Origin of the sequence: Streptomyces luteolus, from assembly GCF_029968015.1 — a bacterium.
Classification (GTDB): Bacteria; Actinomycetota; Actinomycetes; order Streptomycetales; family Streptomycetaceae; genus Streptomyces; species Streptomyces luteolus.
The window spans coordinates 90,083-106,574 of the sequence record NZ_JASCIS010000001.1 but is presented as its reverse complement, the minus strand read 5'-3'; the positions used below and the strand labels follow the sequence as shown (position 1 = coordinate 106,574).

Below are 16,492 nucleotides of genomic sequence, written 5' to 3'. Positions count from 1 at the left end.
CACGCCGTCCCACCGACCCTCACCGCCCCGCCCCGTACGGAATCGGCGCGACCGCTTCCCGTACGAGTCCTGCCGTGCCGCCGTCCCCCGCGGGCGCGAGCAGGCACGACAGGGCCAGGCGGAGGGCGACCTCGCAGTCCCTGGCCAGCGTGGCGCGGGCTCCGGCGGTGGACGTCGCGGGGGCGAGCACGGCGACCGCGCGGTCCCGTACGAGGGCGATGACCTCGGCGGGTGTGGGCAGCGGCCCGTCGGCACGGCGCTGGGCCGGGACCGGTGAGGTGGAGGGGGCCGCGGTGGGCGCAGGAGCGGGCAGTCCTTCCGTCCAGCATCCGGTGAGCACGGCTCTGAGCAGCGCGTTCTCGCGTGCCCTGGTCACGGTCCAGTCGGCGGCGGCGGGCAACCCGCCCTCGGCGAGGGCCCGTTCGGCACCGGCCAGATACCGGTCGGTCTCGCGGCGCACCAGCGACCGGGCCAGTCCGTCCTTGCCGCCGAACTCGTTGTAGAGGGTCTGCCGGGACACCCCGGCGAGCGCGGCGACGTCGACCATGCGCACCGTCGACCACGGACGTCGCGCAAGGGACGTGCGGGCCGCGTCGAGCAGGGACTCCCGCGCTGCCGGCATCGTTGCCTCCCCGGCGGGGCGGCGCCCCGGCGTAGGTTGCGGCTTCCTCTGCAGAGTTGACGCGGCCTCACGCGCTGTCAAGGGTTCGCGGGCAGGTCCGGAGGGAGGGCACGGAGCGCGGCGCACCGACAGTTCACGCACGGCGGGTACGAGGTGGCGCGTCCCGCTCGCCGGGAGGGAGCGAGGGCCATGTGGTCCAGCTCGGGCGCGATCGATACTGTTCGCTCATGCCCGACTATCTCGATGATCTGCGTCTCGCCCATGTCCTCGCCGACGCGGCGGACCGCGCGACCATGGACCGGTTCAAGGCCCTCGACCTGAAGGTCGAGACCAAGCCGGACATGACGCCGGTCAGCGAGGCGGACAAGGCGGCCGAGGAGCTCATCCGCAGCCAGCTCCAGCGCGCCCGCCCGCGCGACGCGATCCTCGGCGAGGAGTACGGCATCGAGGGCACGGGCCCGCGCCGCTGGGTGATCGACCCGATCGACGGCACGAAGAACTACGTACGCGGGGTGCCCGTGTGGGCCACCCTGATCTCCCTGATGGAGGCGGGCGAGGGCGGCTACCAGCCGGTGGTCGGCGTCGTCTCCGCCCCCGCGCTCGGCCGGCGCTGGTGGGCGGCGAAGGGCTCGGGCGCGTACACCGGTCGCAGCCTGACCTCCGCCACGAAGCTGCGGGTCTCGAACGTGTCCCGCGTCTCCGACGCCTCCTTCGCGTACTCCTCGCTGAGCGGCTGGGAGGAGCAGGGCCGCCTCGACGGCTTCCTGGACCTGACGCGGGCCTGCTGGCGCACGCGCGGGTACGGCGACTTCTGGCCGTACATGATGGTCGCCGAGGGTTCGGTCGACATCTGCGCGGAGCCGGAGCTGTCGCTGTGGGACATGGCGGCCACCGCGATCGTGGTGACCGAGGCGGGCGGCGGCTTCACCGGGCTCGACGGCACGCCCGGCCCGCACAGCGGCAACGCGGCGGCGTCCAACGGGCACCTGCACGACGAGCTGCTCGGGTACCTCAACCAGCGGTACTGACCCGCTCGGGTACCTCGATCAGCGGTAGCGCCCCAGGTACCTCGATCAGCGGTAGCGCCCCAGGTACCTCGATCAGCGGTAGCGCCCCAGGTACCTCGATCAGCGGTAGCGCCCCGGGTACCTCGATCAGCGGTAGCGCCCCGGGTACCTCGATCAGCGGTACCGATCCGACAGCTCTCGCGCTCCCTCTTGTTGCCCCTCCCTTGACCTGCCACCCTGAAAGTCCCCCCACTTGTGAACTTGTGAATCGCTTCTCTTTGAACGGCGAATCACTTTCGCATCCCTCAGGAGGTGGCTTCAGCCCATGCTCGTCCGCGACGCCATGAGCACGTTGGTCCTCACGATCGGACCCGACCACACTCTCCGCCAGGCCGCCCGGCTGATGTCCGCCCGCCGGGTCGGTGCAGCGGTCGTCCTCGACACCGACGCGAACGGCCTCGGCATCCTCACCGAGCGCGACATCCTCAACTCGCTCGCCGCGAACCAGGACCCGGACAAGGAGACCGCGGGCACCCACACCACGACCGACGTCGTCTTCGCCGCGCCGTCGTGGACCCTGGAGGAGGCGGCCGACGCCATGACGCACGGCGGCTTCCGGCATCTGATCGTGCTCGACGGCCACGAGCCGGCGGGCATCGTCTCGGTGCGCGACATCATCCGCTGCTGGGCCCCGCGGCACCGCCACGCGGGGGCGCTGCAGGCCTGACGGAGCCACCCCCTCGGCGTACGAACGCATACGAACGCACAGAGGGCCGGACTCCCCCCACGGGAGTCCGGCCCTCCGGCCTACGGCAAACGGCCCGGTCAGCCGCGCAGGGCCTGGACCGCGGTGTCCAGACGCTTGCCGAAGTCTCCGTCCGCGCGACGGAAGTTCCCGATCGCGCGCTCGGCGATCTCGTCCCGCGAGACCTGGGCGATGAAGCCCGCCAGGTTGTCGACCAGGCGGCCCTTCTCGTCCTCGGACATCAGCCGGTAGAGGTTGCCCGCCTGCACGAAGTCGTCGTCCTCGGCGTGCGTGGCGGCCGCGTGGTTGCCGGTGCCGCCGGCCACCGCGCTCGGCGCCCACAGCGGGCGGTCGGTCTGGTGCGGCCCGCCGAAGGAGTTCGGCTCGTAGTTCTTGGCGCCCTTGTGGCGGCCGTCGTACAGGAAGCCGTCACGCGAGTTCGTACGCGCCTCGGTGGCATGCGGGCGGTTCACCGGCAGGTGGTCGGCGTTGATGCCGACGCGGTACCGGTGGGCGTCGCCGTACGCGAAGAGGCGGCCCTGCAGCATCTTGTCCGGGGACGGACCGATGCCCGGCACGAAGTGGGCGGGGCTGAAGATCGACTGCTCGACCTCGGCGAAGATGTTCTCCGGGTTGCGGTTGAGCTCCAGCTTGCCGATCTCGATCGGCGGGTAGTCCTCGTGCGGCCACACCTTGGTGAGGTCGAAGGGGTTGAAGCGGTAGTTCGCCGCGTCCGCCGCGGGCATGATCTGCACCTGCACGGTCCAGGTCGGGAACTCGCCGCGCTCGATGGACTCACGCAGGTCCCGCTGGTGCGAGTCGGGGTCCTTGCCCGCGAGGAGCTCCGCCTCCTCGGAGGTCAGGTTCTTGATCCCCTGGTCGGTCTTGAAGTGGTACTTGACCCAGAAGACCTCGCCGGCCTCGTTGTTCCACTGGAAGGTGTGCGAGCCGTACCCGTTCATGTGGCGGTACGAGGCGGGGATGCCGCGGTCACCGAAGAGCCAGGTCACCTGGTGCGTGGACTCGGGCGAGAGGCCCCAGAAGTCCCAGACGTTGTCCGCCTCCTGCGAGCCGCTGTACGGGTCGCGCTTCTGGGTGTGGATGAAGTCCGGGAACTTGATGGCGTCCTTGATGAAGAACACCGGGGTGTTGTTGCCGACGAGGTCGTAGTTGCCCTCCTCGGTGTAGAACTTCAGCGCCCAGCCGCGCGGGTCGCGCACCGCGTCGGCCGCACCAAGGTTGCCCGCCACGGTCGAGAACCGCAGGAACGTCTCAGTCCGCTTGCCGACCTCGGAGAGGAACTTGGCCCGCGTGTACTTCGTCACGTCGGCGGTCACCGTGAACGTGCCGTACGCACCCGCGCCGCGGGCGTGCACGACGCGCTCCGGGATGCGCTCGCGGTTGAAGTGCGCCAGCTTCTCCAGGAGCAGCTGGTCCTGGACGAGCACGGGCCCGCCGACGCCGGCCGTCTCGCTGTTCTGATTGTCGGCCACCGGAGCACCGGCTTCCGTGGTCAGCGGTCCCTGCGTCACGTGCGCCTCCTGCGTCATTCCGTACCAGTCCTGTCCCTTGGCTATTGCCGTACTCGATCCTACGATAGACATTGTCTAAGTCAAGCAAGCATCCAGACTCACACCAGATCGGGACTTAGGTCTCTTGACTGTTAGGCTGGCCCCCATGAGTGACCTGTTGGAAAGACTTCGCGGACGCGGCTGGCGCCTGACCGCCCAGCGGCGCGTCGTGGCCGAGGTCCTCGACGGGGACCACGTACACCTGACGGCCGACGAGGTGCACGCCCGCGCCGTGACGAAGCTCCCCGAGATCTCCCGGGCGACGGTCTACAACACGCTGGGTGAGCTGGTCAGCCTCGGCGAGGTGCTTGAGGTCTCCACCGACCGCAGGGCGAAGCGGTACGACCCGAACGCCCACCGCCCCCACCACCACCTGGTCTGCGCCCAGTGCGGCGCGATCCGGGACGTGCACCCGGCGGGCGACCCGCTCTCCGACCTCCCCGACTCCGAGCGCTTCGGCTTCACGGTCTCGGGCGTCGAGGTCACCTACCGCGGCGTCTGCCCCCACTGCGCGGCGGCCTGACCCCCACGACTCCGCGAAGGCCCCCGGCACCTGACTGGCGCCGGGGGCCTTCGCGCTGCGGGTGACGGTCGGCCGGGCGTCGGCAGGCGGCAGATGACGGGCGGGTGGGCGGCAGGCGGCAGACGACAGGCGGCAGGCGGCAGACGACAGGCGGGCCAGTTCCTACCGCCCCTCTTCCCGTATCTGACGGCCCGTCATATCGTCTGCGGCGCCACTACCCCGTACGCACCGCAGGGAGCACCCGTGGGAGACGATCCGCACCCGACCCCACCCCCCAAACTCCACGCCACCGCCCTCACCCGCACCTTCGGCCGCGGCAGCGGGCGGGTCGACGCGCTCGGCCCGGTCGAACTCGATGTCGCGCCAGGCGAGTTCACCTGCATCGTCGGCCCGTCCGGCTGCGGGAAGTCCACGCTCCTGCGGATCGCCGCAGGCCTGCTCCGGCCCAGCTCCGGCAGGCTCCAGATCCGTACGGACTCCGCCCGCCCGGCCGCGATGATCTTCCAGGACTACGGCATCTACGACTGGAAGACGGTCCTCGCCAACGTCCGCTTCGGCCTCGACGTGCAGCGCGTCCCCCGCAAGGAGGCCGACGCCCGCGCGCACGCCCTGCTCGCCCGCATCGGCCTCGCCGACTTCGCGCAGGCCTACCCGAGCGCGCTCTCCGGCGGCATGCGGCAGCGCGTCGCCCTCGCCCGCGCGCTCGCCGTGGAACCCGAGATCCTGCTGATGGACGAGCCGTTCGCCGCCCTCGACGCGCAGCTCCGCACGATCCTCCAGGACGAACTGCTCGAACTCACCCAAGCCACCCGCACCACCACCCTGTTCATCACCCACAGCCTCGAAGAGGCGATCGTCCTCGGCGACCGGGTCCTGGTGATGTCCTCGCGCCCCGGCCGCATCATCGCCGAACGCCGCCCGCCGTTCGCCCGCCCGCGCACCGGCGGCATCCGCGACTCCCCCGAATTCACCGCGCTCAAGGGCGAGTTGTGGGAACTCCTGCGCGGCGAAGTACGTCCGGAGGCGGTGCCCGTATGAGTACGACGGCCAAGACGCCCCGGCCCGACCTGCTTGTCCGAGAGCCGGGCCCGCAGGAGCTCGACCCCGTCCGCACCCACCGCCGTCGGCGCACCCTCGAACTGTCCCTCGCGGTCGCCGTGCCCGTGGCCCTCCTCCTGCTGTGGCAACTCGCCGCCGTTCAGGGCTGGATCGACGACCGTATCTATCCGGCGCCGCAGACCATCCTGGAGGACGGCATCGAGCGCGCGGCCGACGGCGAGCTGTGGCCTGACGTCCGGGCGACCCTGAAGCGCGTGCTCGCCGGGTACGCCGTGGGTACCGTCAGCGGCTATGCCCTCGGCCTGCTCATGGGCTCGCTCTCCCTGGTCCGAGCAGCCCTCGAACCGCTGCTCGACGCCCTCTACGTCGTACCGAAACTCGCTCTCCTGCCGATCTTCCTCAACATGTTCGGCCTCGGCGAGGGCCCGCAGATCGCCCTGGTCGCGGCGACCGTCTTCTTCTTCGTGTGGATCTCCACCATGGCGGCCGTGCTCGCCGTCCCGGCCGGCCACCGCGACGCCGGCCAGGTCTTCGGCGCCACCCCCTGGCAGATGTTCCGGCATGTGCTCCTGCCCGCCTCGCTGCCCGCGGTCCTGGTGGGCGCGCGGATCGCGGCGGGCGTCGCCGTCCTGGTGATCGTCGCCTCGGAGTCCATCGCCGCCGACGAGGGCCTGGGGCACCTGATCTTCGACTCCAGGGCGCTGTTCCAGAACGACATCATGTTCGTCGGCATCGTCTGCGTCGCCGTCCTCGGAGTCCTCTTCTCCGAACTGGTGCGCCTCGTCGGCCGGTTGCTCACCCCCTGGGCCCCGCGCGACCACGGCCGCGGCCAGTCCTGAACCCTCAACGCCCGACGGAGGCCCACATGCGCACGCGTACCCGCACCCGCACCCGTACCCGTACTGGCATCCGTACTCGCATCCGTACTCCCATCCGTACGAAAAGGACCTGGCCCGCCGCACTCCTCGCCGCGGCCCTGCTCGCCACGGCCTCGGCGGGGTGCGCGAAGGAGGACGACCCCGAGCCGGCCGGCGGCGCCGCGAAGCCCCGCACGATCGAGGCGGTCGAGGGCTGCACCGCCCGCGGCTGGACCGACCCGGAGGACCTCGACCCCGACCGCGCACCCGCCCGCTGCGACAAGGGCGCGCCCGCCCCGCAGAAGCTGAAGAAGAAGCGCAAGCTCACCGTCGCCACCGGAACCGTCAGCGCCGAATACGTCGCTCCGCTCCAAATGGCCGTCGAGAAGGGCGAGTTCGCGAAGGAGGGCCTGGACGTGGACGTCAAGGTGCTGCCCACGCCGGACGCCCTGCCGCTGCTCGCCAAGGGCGACATCGACGCCCAGTGGGCCGCCCCGGAGGCCGCCGTGATGAACGGCATCAACGGCGGCTTCACCATCAAGTGGGTCGCCGCGAACTACTCCCCCGACCCGAAGTCCCGCAGCGGCCTGTGGGTCCGCCTGGGGAGCGGCCAGTCCGCTCGGCACGTGCCGATGGCCGGCCGCACCCTCGGCACGATGATCGGCAAGGGCTCGGTCATCGCGTACCCGATGAGCAAGGCCCTGAAGAAGCACGGCGGCGGTCTCGACAAGGTCGACTTCCGCCGGCTCGGCTCCGCCGACGTCCTGACCGCCCTGCAGAACGGAGGCGTCGACTCCGCCTGGCTGCTCGACCCGGTCTGGCGCAAGGTCGACGGTGACAAGGAGTACGCGTTCCTCGGCGGCCAGCCGCTCGGCGAACCCCTGGGCGGAGTGCTGTTCGGCCCGAACCTGCTGCACAAGGACCCGGACGCGGGCGTCGCCTTCCTGCGCGCGTACATCAGGACCGTGAACACGTACTTCGCGGGCGACTACAAGAAGGACCCCGGTTTCGTCGCCGAGCTGGCCAAGCTGCTGAAGATCGAGGAGGCGGTCCTCAGGTCGACGCCCTCGCTCCGGATGGACTGGGAGATCCGCTCGGGCACCACGGACCGGCTGCAGGCCGCCTACCGCGAGGCGGGCGTCGCCGAGGGGAAGGCCGTCCCGGAGAACGAGGCGGTGGACCGGAAGCTGTACGCGGAGGCCGTGGGCCATCGGCCCTGACCGGGCAGCACATGCCGAAGGCCCGGATCCTCCATCGGATCCGGGCCTTCGGTTTCAGTAGCGGGGACAGGATTTGAACCTGCGACCTCTGGGTTATGAGCCCAGCGAGCTACCGAGCTGCTCCACCCCGCGTCGGTGAACACAACAGTACGCGAGGCTTTCGACCAGCGCAAATTCCTTGGTACGAGGCCTCAGGGGGCCTGTGCGGCGCCGGTCGGAGCGACCCGGACGGGCTACGCGGTCAGCTCCTGCTGGAGCGCGTCCCGCAGCCGGCCCGCCCGCTCGGCGACCTCCGCCGGACCGAGCCGCACCGCCTGGGCGCACCACTTCTGCCCCTCGGCAAGATCGCCCCGACGCGCGTAGAGCAGGGCGAGCCGCAGCGCCGCCCGGCCATGACCGGCGTCGGCGGCACGCGTCCACCACAGCAGCGCCTCCGGCTCGCTGCCCTCCCGCGCGAGCAGCAGGCCGAGGTTGAACGCGCCGCCGAGGCTGCCCGCTTCCGCCGCCTCGCGGTACCAGCGCGCGGCCTCGACCACGTCGCCCCGGGCCGCCGCGAGCGTGCCGACGCGCACCTGGGCGCGCCGGTGGCCCTGCTCGGCCGCCCGCTCGTACCACTCCTCGCACTCGCTCTTCTCGCTGACCGCCTCGCCGAGCACGGTGCCGGCGGGCGCCCGCGTCTCGCTCCGGTCGAGCAGCGTCCCCAGGCGGTACGCGCCCTCCGCGCTGCCGCCGCCCGCCGCGCACCGCAGATGGCGCTCGGCCGCCCGCGGGTCGCCCTCGCGGATCTTGGCGATGCCGACCTGGAGCGCCGCCTCGGTGTGCCCGGCCTTGGCGGCGCGCTCGTACCAGCGCAGCGCGGCCTCCTCGTCGTCCCGACCGGCGTGCAGGATGCCGAGGTTGAACGCGGCGTCCACACTGCCCGCCTCGGCGGCCTTGGAGAACCACGGCTCCGCGCCCGCGGTGTCGCCGACCTGCAGCAGCAGCACGGCGAGCGCGTTGGCGGCCTCGCGGTGGCCGGCGTACGCGGCGCGGCGGTACCACTGCTCGGCCTGCGTCGTACGCTCCTGCTCGGCGCAGAGCAGTCCCAGGTTGTACGCGCCGTTCACGTCCCCCGCGTCCATCGCCGCGCGGTACCAGCGCTCGGCGGTCTGCGTCTCGCCGCGCTCCGCGTGCAGGGCACCGAGCGCGTTGGCGGCGTTGCCGTCGCCGTCCTGGGCGGCCTTGAGCCACCACACCGAGGCGTTCTCCTCGTCGCCCGCGTCGCGCAGCAGGAAGCCGAGCGCGCAGGCGGCGCGCGGCTCGCCGTCCTTCGCGGACATGAGGTACCAGCGGCCCGCCTCCTTCAGCTCGCCGCGCTGCTCCAGGATCGCGCCGAGCTGGAGCGCGGCCCTGCGGTGCCCGCGCGCGGCCGCCTGCCGGTACCACTGCTCGATCTCCTCGGCGAGCGTCAGCTGAGCCCCGGTGGCGAGGTCCTCGGCCGGCTGTCCGGTCTCGTCGGCGGCCGCCGGTCCGTCGAGCGCGGGCTCGTCGATGCCGATCACCACGGACGCGGAGCGCAGCAGTCCGGCGCCGAACACGACCGGCCGCCCCTCGCCGCCCTCGGCCGCGCGCTCGGCCGCGCGCACGGTGTGCCGTCCGGTGTGCGGGCCGCCGGCGAGGACGCGGTGCCGGGTGCCCGTGGAGGGGCCGCTTCCGGGCGGGAGTTCCTCGGCGGCGCGGCGCTCCAGGGCACGGGCGAGGCGGTACGCCGCTTCGCGGTGGCCGCGCTCGGCGGCGGCACGCATCCAGCGCTCGGCGCCGACGTCGCTGCGGTGCTCCAGGAGGTCGGCGAGTGCGTACGCCCCGAGGACATGGCCCTGCTCGGCGGACTGGCGCAGCCAGTACTCGGCGGCCGGCTCGTCGCCGCGCTCGCGGTGGTGCCGGCCGAGGGCGTGGGCGGCGGGGGCGGATCCGGCGACTGCGGCGATCCGCCACCAGCCGGCGGCCTCGTCGGCGTACCCGCGCTGGTGCAGCAGGACTCCGAGGTTGTTGGCCGCTGCGCGGTCGCCCTCGGCGGTCGCGCCGCGCAGATAGGGCTCGGCGCCGTCGAAGTCGCCCCGGCGAAGCAACAGGGCACCGAGCACGCTCATCGAGGCGACGTCACCGGCCTCGGCGGCGAGCCGATGACGTGCCTCCTCCGCGACCGCACCGGGATCGTCCCGGTCATCGGCCGACTGCATAAGTCGCCCTGTTTCCAACAGAGTTGCCTTGTCCCCCATAACGCCCATCGTCGCACCACCCGCAACCCGGGTACACCTGGTATACCCATGCCAGTGAGGTCACTACAACGTTTTGTCGACATGCCCACAGAGAGATAAGTCAAACACAGATCTCTCAACTCGCCCCGCCCGCCGCACGGATGACTTCAACACCCCCGGTCAGCGGGGTGCACCCCTACGCCAAAAGGGGTGTGGGCACGCATGACGCGGGGTTGTGGGCACGCACGACGAAGGCCCGGATCCTGATTCAGGATCCGGGCCTTCGTCATTCAGTAGCGGGGACAGGATTTGAACCTGCGACCTCTGGGTTATGAGCCCAGCGAGCTACCGAGCTGCTCCACCCCGCGTCGTTGTGTGGCAACCGTACCACGGTGCGGGAGGGGTGCTGGACCAGGCGGTCGGAGCTGGCCAGAGCCCGGTCAGGATCGGTCGGAGCCGGTCGGAGCCGGTCGGAGCCGGTCGGAGCCGGTCGCCGGGAGCGGAGGCCCGCTCCCGGCGACGCCGGCCCTAGCCGCCGTTCTTGTCGCCGGCCTTGTCTCCGCTCTTGTCTTCGGCCTTCTCTCCGGCCTTGTCTCCGGCCTTGGCTCCGCTCTTGTTGCCGGTTTCCTCCTCGCGGGCCTTGGCCTCGGCGTCCGTCGCGCGCTTCAGGGCCTCTTCGAGATCCTGCTGCGCCTCGCCGTACGCCTGCCAGTCCTGCTTCTTGAGGGCTTCCTCGCCGCGTTCGAGGGCGTTCTGCGCGTCCTCCAGCGCCTGCTGGACCGTTGGGTCGGTGGACGGCGGCTGGTCCGGGTCAGTGGGTGGCTGATCCGGACTGTCACCCTGCGCGCCGAAGATCTCGTCGAAGGCCTCGCCGAGGGTGTTCTTGAAGACGGTGTTGCGGTTGTACTGAACGCCGACCTTCTTCAGCAGCGGATAGTTCGCGCTGCCACCCTTCACGTACACCGGCTCGATATAGAGGAAGCCGTCGTTCATCGGCACCGTGAGCAGGTTGCCGTACACGATGTCCGAGTCCGTGCCTCTCAGGTTCCGGACGAACTCGGCGACTTCCGGGTCACCGTTGAGCTCACTCTGCACCTGCTGTGGGCCGGGGACCTCCGACTTCACGTTCAGCACGCTTATCGAGCCGTAGGTGTCGCTGTTGGCGTCGGCGTCCACCGCCATGAACGCGCCCAGGTTGGGGCGTCCGTTGGGCGTGAACGTCGTCGTCAGCGAGAACTTCTGTTCCTTGTCCCCGGGCATCTTCAGGCTCAGGTAGTACGGCGGAACCGCGTTCTTCTCGTTGTTGGTCGGGTCGTTGGGGACCTGCCAGACGTCGGAGCCACTGTAGAACTGCGAGGGGCTCTGCACGTGGTAGCGCGTCATGAGCTCGCGCTGGACCTTGAACAGGTCCTGCGGGTAGCGCATGTGCTCACGCAGCTCCGGTGAGATCTCGCTCTTCTTCTTGACCGTGTCCGGGAAGGCGTTCATCCACGTCTTCAGGACCGGGTCCTTCTCGTCCCACTGGTAGAGCTTGACCGAGCCGTCGTACGCGTCGACCGTCGCCTTGACCGAGTTGCGGATGTAGTTGACCTGGTTCTCCTGGGCCACCACCGCGCGCTGGTTGTTGGCGGCGGTCAGAGAGTCGGCCGTGGTGTCGCCGAGCGTGGTTCGCGAGGCGTACGGATAGCCGTTGCTCGTCGTGTACGCGTCGACGATCCACTGGATCTTGCCGTCGACCACCGCCGGGTAGGCGTCGCCGTCGATGGTGAGCCAGGGGGCCACCGCCTCGACGCGCTCCTTGGGCGTGCGGTTGTAGAGGATCCGCGAACCCTCGCCGATCGCGCCCGAGTACAGGATCTGCGGCTCGCTGAACGCGACCGCGTACGCCGCCCTGTTCACCGGGTTGGCGAGGTTGACCCCGCTGTTGCCCTCGTAGCTGGTGGTCTTCTCGCCGTCGGCCTCGTAGTCCAGCTCCTTCTGCGGGCCGCCCACGATCGAGTACTGCTGGGTCTTCTCGCCGTAGTAGATCCGCTGCTGGTACTCACCGAGCATGCCCTTGGTCGGCAGTCCGGACTCGGTGAAGTCCGGGGAGCCGGCCGGGTCGGCCTTCGGGTCGGTGCCGGTGCCCTTGGCCGTGATCGCGCCGTAGCCGTGGGTGTAGGTGAAGTGGTCGTTGATCCAGTTCCGCTTCGGGATGCCGTCGAGGTCGAGCTCGCGCAGACCGATGACGGTGTCCTGCTCCTTGCCGTTCGCGTCCTTGTAGCGGTCGACGTCGAGCGTGGTCGGGAACTGGTAGTACTTCCGCTGGCGCTGCAGCTGATCGAAGGTCGGCCCGACGACGTTCGGGTCGATCACGCGGTAACTCGCCTGCGCGTCCGCGTCCTTGCGCAGCTGCTCCTTGGGCACCTGCTCACCGGTCTTGCCCTTGCCGGAGTAGTCGGTGACCTTGGCGTCCTGGATGCCGTACGCCTTGCGGGTCGCCTCGATGTTCTCCTTGATGTACGGCGACTCCTTCTTCTGCTCGTTCGGCTCGACCTGGAACTTCTGGACGATGGCCGGGTAGAGGCCGCCGATCAGGATCGCCGAGAGCACCATCAGGCCGAAGCCGATGACGGGCAGTTGCCAGGTGCGCCGCCAGAGCGTCGCGAAGAACAGCACGGCGCAGATCGCGGCGATGCAGAAGAGGATGGTCTTGGCCGGCAGGTACGCGTTCGCGTCGACGTATCTGAGGCCCGTCCAGTTGCCCGCGGCCTTGAACTCGCTGGACTTGACCGCGAGTCCGTACCGGTCGAGCCAGTACGCCACGGCCTTGAGCGCGACGAAGATGCCGAGCAGCACCGACAGATGGCCGGTCGCCGCGGCCGTGGCACGCGCGCCGGGGCTGGTGACGCGGAGGCCGCCGTACAAGTAGTGCGTGAGGGCGGCGGCGATCAGGCCGAGGACCGCGGCCGCGAAGCCGAAGCCCAACAGGAAGCGGTACCAGGGCAGATCGAAGGCGTAGAACGCCACGTCCAGGTTGAACTGCGGGTCCTTCTGACCGAACGGGACGCCGTTCACCCACATCAGCCACGTGCGCCACTGGCCCGCGGCCGAGGCGCCGGCGATGAGGCCGACCAGGGCCGTGATGCCGAGGAGGATCCACTTCTTGTACGGAGCGATCCCCATGCGGTACCGGTCGAGGTTCTGCTGCTCCATCGACATGGCGCTGAGCGGCGGGCGCAGACGGTGCGCCAGCCAGATGTTCACGCCGACCGCCACCGCCATGAGCAGACCGAAGACCGCAAACAGTCCGATCTTGCTCCACAGGGTGGTGGTGAAGACGGAGGAGTACTTGACCGACCGATACCAGAGCCAGTCCGTCCAGAACCCCGCGAACATGACGAAGAGCATGGCCAGCACGGCCAGGACGCCCAGCGTCAGAAGCAGGGTGCGGACACGCCGGGAGGGTCGGCCCACTCTCATCCGTGGCCCCGATGGGCCTCCGCCGCGGTCCGGCATCTGGAAAGCCAAGGTGCGCACCTCGAAGTTCGCTGTTGGTCGCTGCTGTTGAAACTGCTGTTGAAACTGCTGTTGAACTGCTGTCGTTCGGGCTCAGCGATCGTAGAGCCCCACTGATGCAACTTACTGAAGCTTTACTCAGTTCCCGATCTCGGGCATGAACCAGGCAGGATATTGCTCATGCCCAACCAGACCCCCTCCGGCCCCCCGATGGCTGCGAGCCCGCTGACCCGCGCCGTGCTCGAGATCGACGACTACGTCGCAGGCATCGGCTGGGACCAGCCCGCCCGTCTCTTCGCCCTTGTCGACACCGCTCAGCTGCGCAGTCAGGAACCCGGCCTCGCCGACCGCCTCGGCCTCGGCGACGAGCAGCCCGCCGGCACCCTCACCCCCATCGAGCAGGAGGAACTGCCCGCGGGCAGCCCGCTCGACGAGTTCCTCGGCACCATCGCCTGGCCCGACGCGGTGGTCGGCTGCGCGCTGTCCGTGGAGCGGCTGATGCTGCCGCCGTCGGCGGAGACCGCGGTCCCGAAGGGCCTGAGCGAGGCCGAGTTGACCAAGTGGGTGGCCGAGCACCCGGACCGTCAGGAGGTCCGGATGACGGTGGCCGTGCTGCGGGACGGTGCGCGTGAATCGGCGCTGCGGCTGCGTGCGAAGGACTCGCCGACCGAGGTCCGCACGGGCTCGGACCTCGTGCCGGGTCTCGCGGACGCGCTGTCGGCGACGTTCGCGGACTAGGCGCAGCTCAGCTGTAGCTGCGGCTGCGGCTGCGGCTGCGGCTGCGGCTGCGGCTGTCGGTTTTACGTCAGTGGGGGCGCCCTCTTCGTCGGGGCGCCCCCACTTCGCTTCGGCCTATTCGCTTCGGCCTCTTCGCTCCGACTGCTTCGCTTCGGCTACTTCGCGGCCGTGCAGCTCGGCAGGCTGCCGGTCTTGCCGGCGCGGAGGTCCTTCAGGGACTTCACCGCGTCGTCGATCGTCTTGACCTTCACGAGCGTGAGGCCGTCGGGGATGTCCTTCGCGGCGGAGGCGCAGTTCTCGGCGGGCGTCAGGAAGTACTCGGCGCCCCGGTCGCGCGCCCCGACCGTCTTCATCTCGATCCCGCCGATGGGCCCGACCTTCCCGTCCTCGGTGATCGTGCCCGTACCCGCGACGAACTTGCCGCCAGCGAGGTCGTCCGGGGTCAGCTTGTCCACCAGGCCGAGCGCGAACATCAGGCCCGCGCTGGGGCCGCCGACGTCGGCCAGCTTGATGTCGATGTTGAACGGGAACGTGTGGTCGGTGCCCGCCTGGATGCCGACGATGGCGTGCTTGTCGCCCTTCTTCGGGTCGGCCTCCTCGGTGGTGACGGCCACCTGCTCGGTGCCCGTCGGCTCCTTGCCGGCCTTCTCGGCGGCGGCCGCCTCCTTGGCGGGGACGACAGTGAAGACGACCTTCTCGCCCGCCTGGTGCTTCGTGACGAGCTTCGCGACGTCGGACGGCTGCTTCACCGAGGTGCCGTCGACCGCCTTGATCACATCGCCCGCGTGCAGCTTGCCCTGAGCGGGCTTGGCCTTCACGACGGTGGAGACGACGACGCGGGTCTGCACCGGGATGTCCAGCTGCTTCAGGGCGGCGACCTTGGCGCTCTCCTGGGACTGGCTGAACTCCTCGGCGTTCTCCTGGCTGGACTGCTCCTCGGTCTTGCCGTCCGGGTAGAGCGTGTCGTGCGGTACGACGATGTTGTCGTGGGCCAGCCATCCGTAGACCGCCTGGAACAGGTTCATGTTGTAGTCCGCGCTGGTGACGCGGACCGTCGTCATGTTCAGGTGACCGGTCGTCGGGTACGTCTTGTGGCCGCTGACCTGCAGAACCGGTTCGCCGCCGTGCTCCCCGAGCGTGTTCACCGTCGGTCCCGGAGTCATCTCCGAGTACGGGACCTTGATGAGGACTCCCGCACACAGAAGCGCGATCAGCATCAGGGTGGAGGCGAGCATCGTCGCGGTGCGGCGTGGCATGGAACGACAGTACGGGACAGGTCTGTCAGTGCACCGCCGGGGCCGGTCCGTACGAGCCGGGGCCCCGGGTGACGGCGCAGCTCAGGAGGCTCGGGCGGGGTCGGAACCGGAACCTGTCCGCTGCACCCGGGACGACTCCGAGGCGGCCGCTTCCGACAGAGCGGTCCGGCCCGCGGTCCTGTCCTCGTCGGGCTCGGCGGCTTCGCTGTCCTCCGCCTTCTCCATGGCCGCGCGGAACTTCGCGTACCCGGCGAGCTCCGAGACATCGCCGGTTCTGCGGTTGCGGGCAGCCCAACTGCCCCACATTCCCGCACAGATCGCAGCCATAAGCGGAATCAGCAACCACGCAAGCGCCGCCATGCCGACCTCCCGACCTCATGAGCGACCTCAACCGACTGATCAGCAGATTAACCATCTGCACGGTCAACGCTCGCCTCAGGGGTGCGGTTACGCAACCGGAGCCACACACTCCGGACCTGCGTGCGCAAGGTTCCGCGCCGTGGACCACGGACAACTCACCGATCCGGGCGAGCGGAAAGAGGGCCGTTCGGGCGACGCGGGGGTGCGCGGGGGCGGATCAGCAGGCGCCGACCCACTCCTCCGTACCGTCCGAGAAGCGCTGGTGCTTCCAGATCGGGACCTCGTGCTTGAGGTCGTCGATCAGCTTGCGGCAGGCCGCGAACGCCTCCGCGCGGTGCGGGCAGGAGACGGCGACGACCACGGCGAGGTCGCCCACCGCCAGGTCGCCCACGCGGTGCACCGCGGCCAGCGCGCGCACCGGGAAGTCGGCGAGGACCTTGTCGGCCACGCGGTGCATCTCGGCCTCGGCCGTGGGGTGGCAGGAGTACCCGAGCGCGTCCACGTCCGCCCCGCCGTCGTGATTGCGCACGGTGCCCACGAACAGGGCCGTGCCGCCCGCGGTGGGGTCGCCCACGGCCGCGAAGACCTCGTCGAGCGAGAGCGGGGTGTCCCGGACCGCGAGCAGACGGATCGGGTCCGCGTGCTGCTCCGCCGAGGCGTCGAGATCGGGCGTCTGATCGTTCCGTGCTGCCATACCGTCCATGGTGCCGTACGCCACCGACAGGCGGAATAGCGGTTTCGACCGGTCGTACGAGGCCGCTCTAGGAGAGAGATACAGGGAGGAGGCCCGACGGGAGCC

14 protein-coding genes and 2 tRNA genes are annotated in these 16,492 nt (G+C 70.2%); 7 read left to right on the top strand and 9 right to left on the bottom strand.

Annotation, left to right across the window (positions count from 1 at the left end):
• Positions 1-19: 19 nt before the first annotated feature.
• Positions 20-622, bottom strand: coding sequence for a TetR/AcrR family transcriptional regulator (locus tag QIT00_RS00465; protein ID WP_282532976.1), 603 nt, complete (start codon positions 620-622; stop codon positions 20-22).
• 227 nt (positions 623-849) lie between these two features.
• On the opposite strand from QIT00_RS00465, the gene hisN reads away from it, so the two are divergent.
• Both hisN and QIT00_RS00455 read left to right on the top strand, forming a co-directional pair.
• Positions 850-1,650, top strand: coding sequence for a histidinol-phosphatase (gene hisN, locus QIT00_RS00460; protein ID WP_282532975.1), 801 nt, complete (start codon positions 850-852; stop codon positions 1,648-1,650).
• 304 nt (positions 1,651-1,954) lie between these two features.
• Positions 1,955-2,356, top strand: coding sequence for a CBS domain-containing protein (locus QIT00_RS00455; RefSeq protein WP_282532974.1), 402 nt, complete (start codon positions 1,955-1,957; stop codon positions 2,354-2,356).
• Between the two features lie 98 nt (positions 2,357-2,454).
• Here QIT00_RS00455 and QIT00_RS00450 read toward each other — a convergent pair whose 3' ends face one another.
• Positions 2,455-3,924: a catalase gene (locus tag QIT00_RS00450; protein ID WP_282533217.1), complete on the bottom strand. Its 1,470-nt coding sequence runs from the start codon at positions 3,922-3,924 to the stop codon at positions 2,455-2,457.
• 127 nt (positions 3,925-4,051) lie between these two features.
• On the opposite strand from QIT00_RS00450, the gene QIT00_RS00445 reads away from it, so the two are divergent.
• The 4 genes from QIT00_RS00445 (at position 4,052) to QIT00_RS00430 (ending at position 7,604) form a co-directional block, all read left to right on the top strand.
• Positions 4,052-4,468 carry a Fur family transcriptional regulator gene (locus QIT00_RS00445; protein ID WP_282532973.1) on the top strand — a complete coding sequence of 139 codons (417 nt, stop codon included), beginning with the start codon at positions 4,052-4,054 and terminating at the stop codon, positions 4,466-4,468.
• Between the two features lie 243 nt (positions 4,469-4,711).
• The gene (locus tag QIT00_RS00440; protein ID WP_282532972.1) at positions 4,712-5,506 is read left to right on the top strand and encodes an ABC transporter ATP-binding protein; all 795 of its coding nucleotides are present in this window, start codon (positions 4,712-4,714) and stop codon (positions 5,504-5,506) included.
• Entirely contained in the window at positions 5,503-6,366 is an 864-nt protein-coding gene (locus QIT00_RS00435; RefSeq protein WP_282532971.1) for an ABC transporter permease, read from the top strand. The genes QIT00_RS00440 and QIT00_RS00435 overlap by 4 nt, the downstream gene beginning before the upstream one ends.
• Positions 6,367-6,392: 26 nt before the next feature.
• Complete coding sequence (locus tag QIT00_RS00430; RefSeq protein WP_282532970.1) at positions 6,393-7,604, top strand: ABC transporter substrate-binding protein; 1,212 nt, start codon at positions 6,393-6,395, stop codon at positions 7,602-7,604.
• Positions 7,605-7,662: 58 nt separating this feature from the next.
• Here the strand turns inward: QIT00_RS00430 and QIT00_RS00425 are convergent.
• The 4 genes from QIT00_RS00425 to QIT00_RS00410 all read right to left on the bottom strand — a co-directional run bounded on the left by QIT00_RS00425 (position 7,663) and on the right by QIT00_RS00410 (position 13,339).
• Positions 7,663-7,736: transfer RNA gene (locus QIT00_RS00425), tRNA-Met, on the bottom strand.
• Between the two features lie 101 nt (positions 7,737-7,837).
• Entirely contained in the window at positions 7,838-9,871 is a 2,034-nt protein-coding gene (locus tag QIT00_RS00420; protein ID WP_282532969.1) for a tetratricopeptide repeat protein, read from the bottom strand.
• 264 nt (positions 9,872-10,135) lie between these two features.
• Positions 10,136-10,209, bottom strand: a tRNA-Met gene (locus QIT00_RS00415).
• 160 nt (positions 10,210-10,369) lie between these two features.
• A complete protein-coding gene (locus tag QIT00_RS00410) occupies positions 10,370-13,339 on the bottom strand; it encodes a UPF0182 family membrane protein (RefSeq protein WP_282533216.1) in 2,970 nt (989 codons plus the stop codon).
• A 180-nt stretch (positions 13,340-13,519) separates the two neighbouring features.
• On the opposite strand from QIT00_RS00410, the gene QIT00_RS00405 reads away from it, so the two are divergent.
• On the top strand, positions 13,520-14,077 hold the full coding sequence (locus QIT00_RS00405; RefSeq protein ID WP_282532968.1) for a PPA1309 family protein: 558 nt from the start codon (positions 13,520-13,522) through the stop codon (positions 14,075-14,077).
• A 155-nt stretch (positions 14,078-14,232) separates the two neighbouring features.
• Here QIT00_RS00405 and QIT00_RS00400 read toward each other — a convergent pair whose 3' ends face one another.
• From QIT00_RS00400 to QIT00_RS00390, 3 genes are all read right to left on the bottom strand, one after another.
• Complete coding sequence (locus tag QIT00_RS00400) at positions 14,233-15,333, bottom strand: YlbL family protein (RefSeq protein ID WP_282532967.1); 1,101 nt, start codon at positions 15,331-15,333, stop codon at positions 14,233-14,235.
• An 81-nt stretch (positions 15,334-15,414) separates the two neighbouring features.
• Entirely contained in the window at positions 15,415-15,660 is a 246-nt protein-coding gene (locus QIT00_RS00395; protein ID WP_282532966.1) for a hypothetical protein, read from the bottom strand.
• A gap of 250 nt (positions 15,661-15,910) precedes the next feature.
• The gene (locus QIT00_RS00390) at positions 15,911-16,387 is read right to left on the bottom strand and encodes a molybdenum cofactor biosynthesis protein MoaE (protein WP_282532965.1); all 477 of its coding nucleotides are present in this window, start codon (positions 16,385-16,387) and stop codon (positions 15,911-15,913) included.
• Positions 16,388-16,492 lie beyond the last annotated feature (105 nt).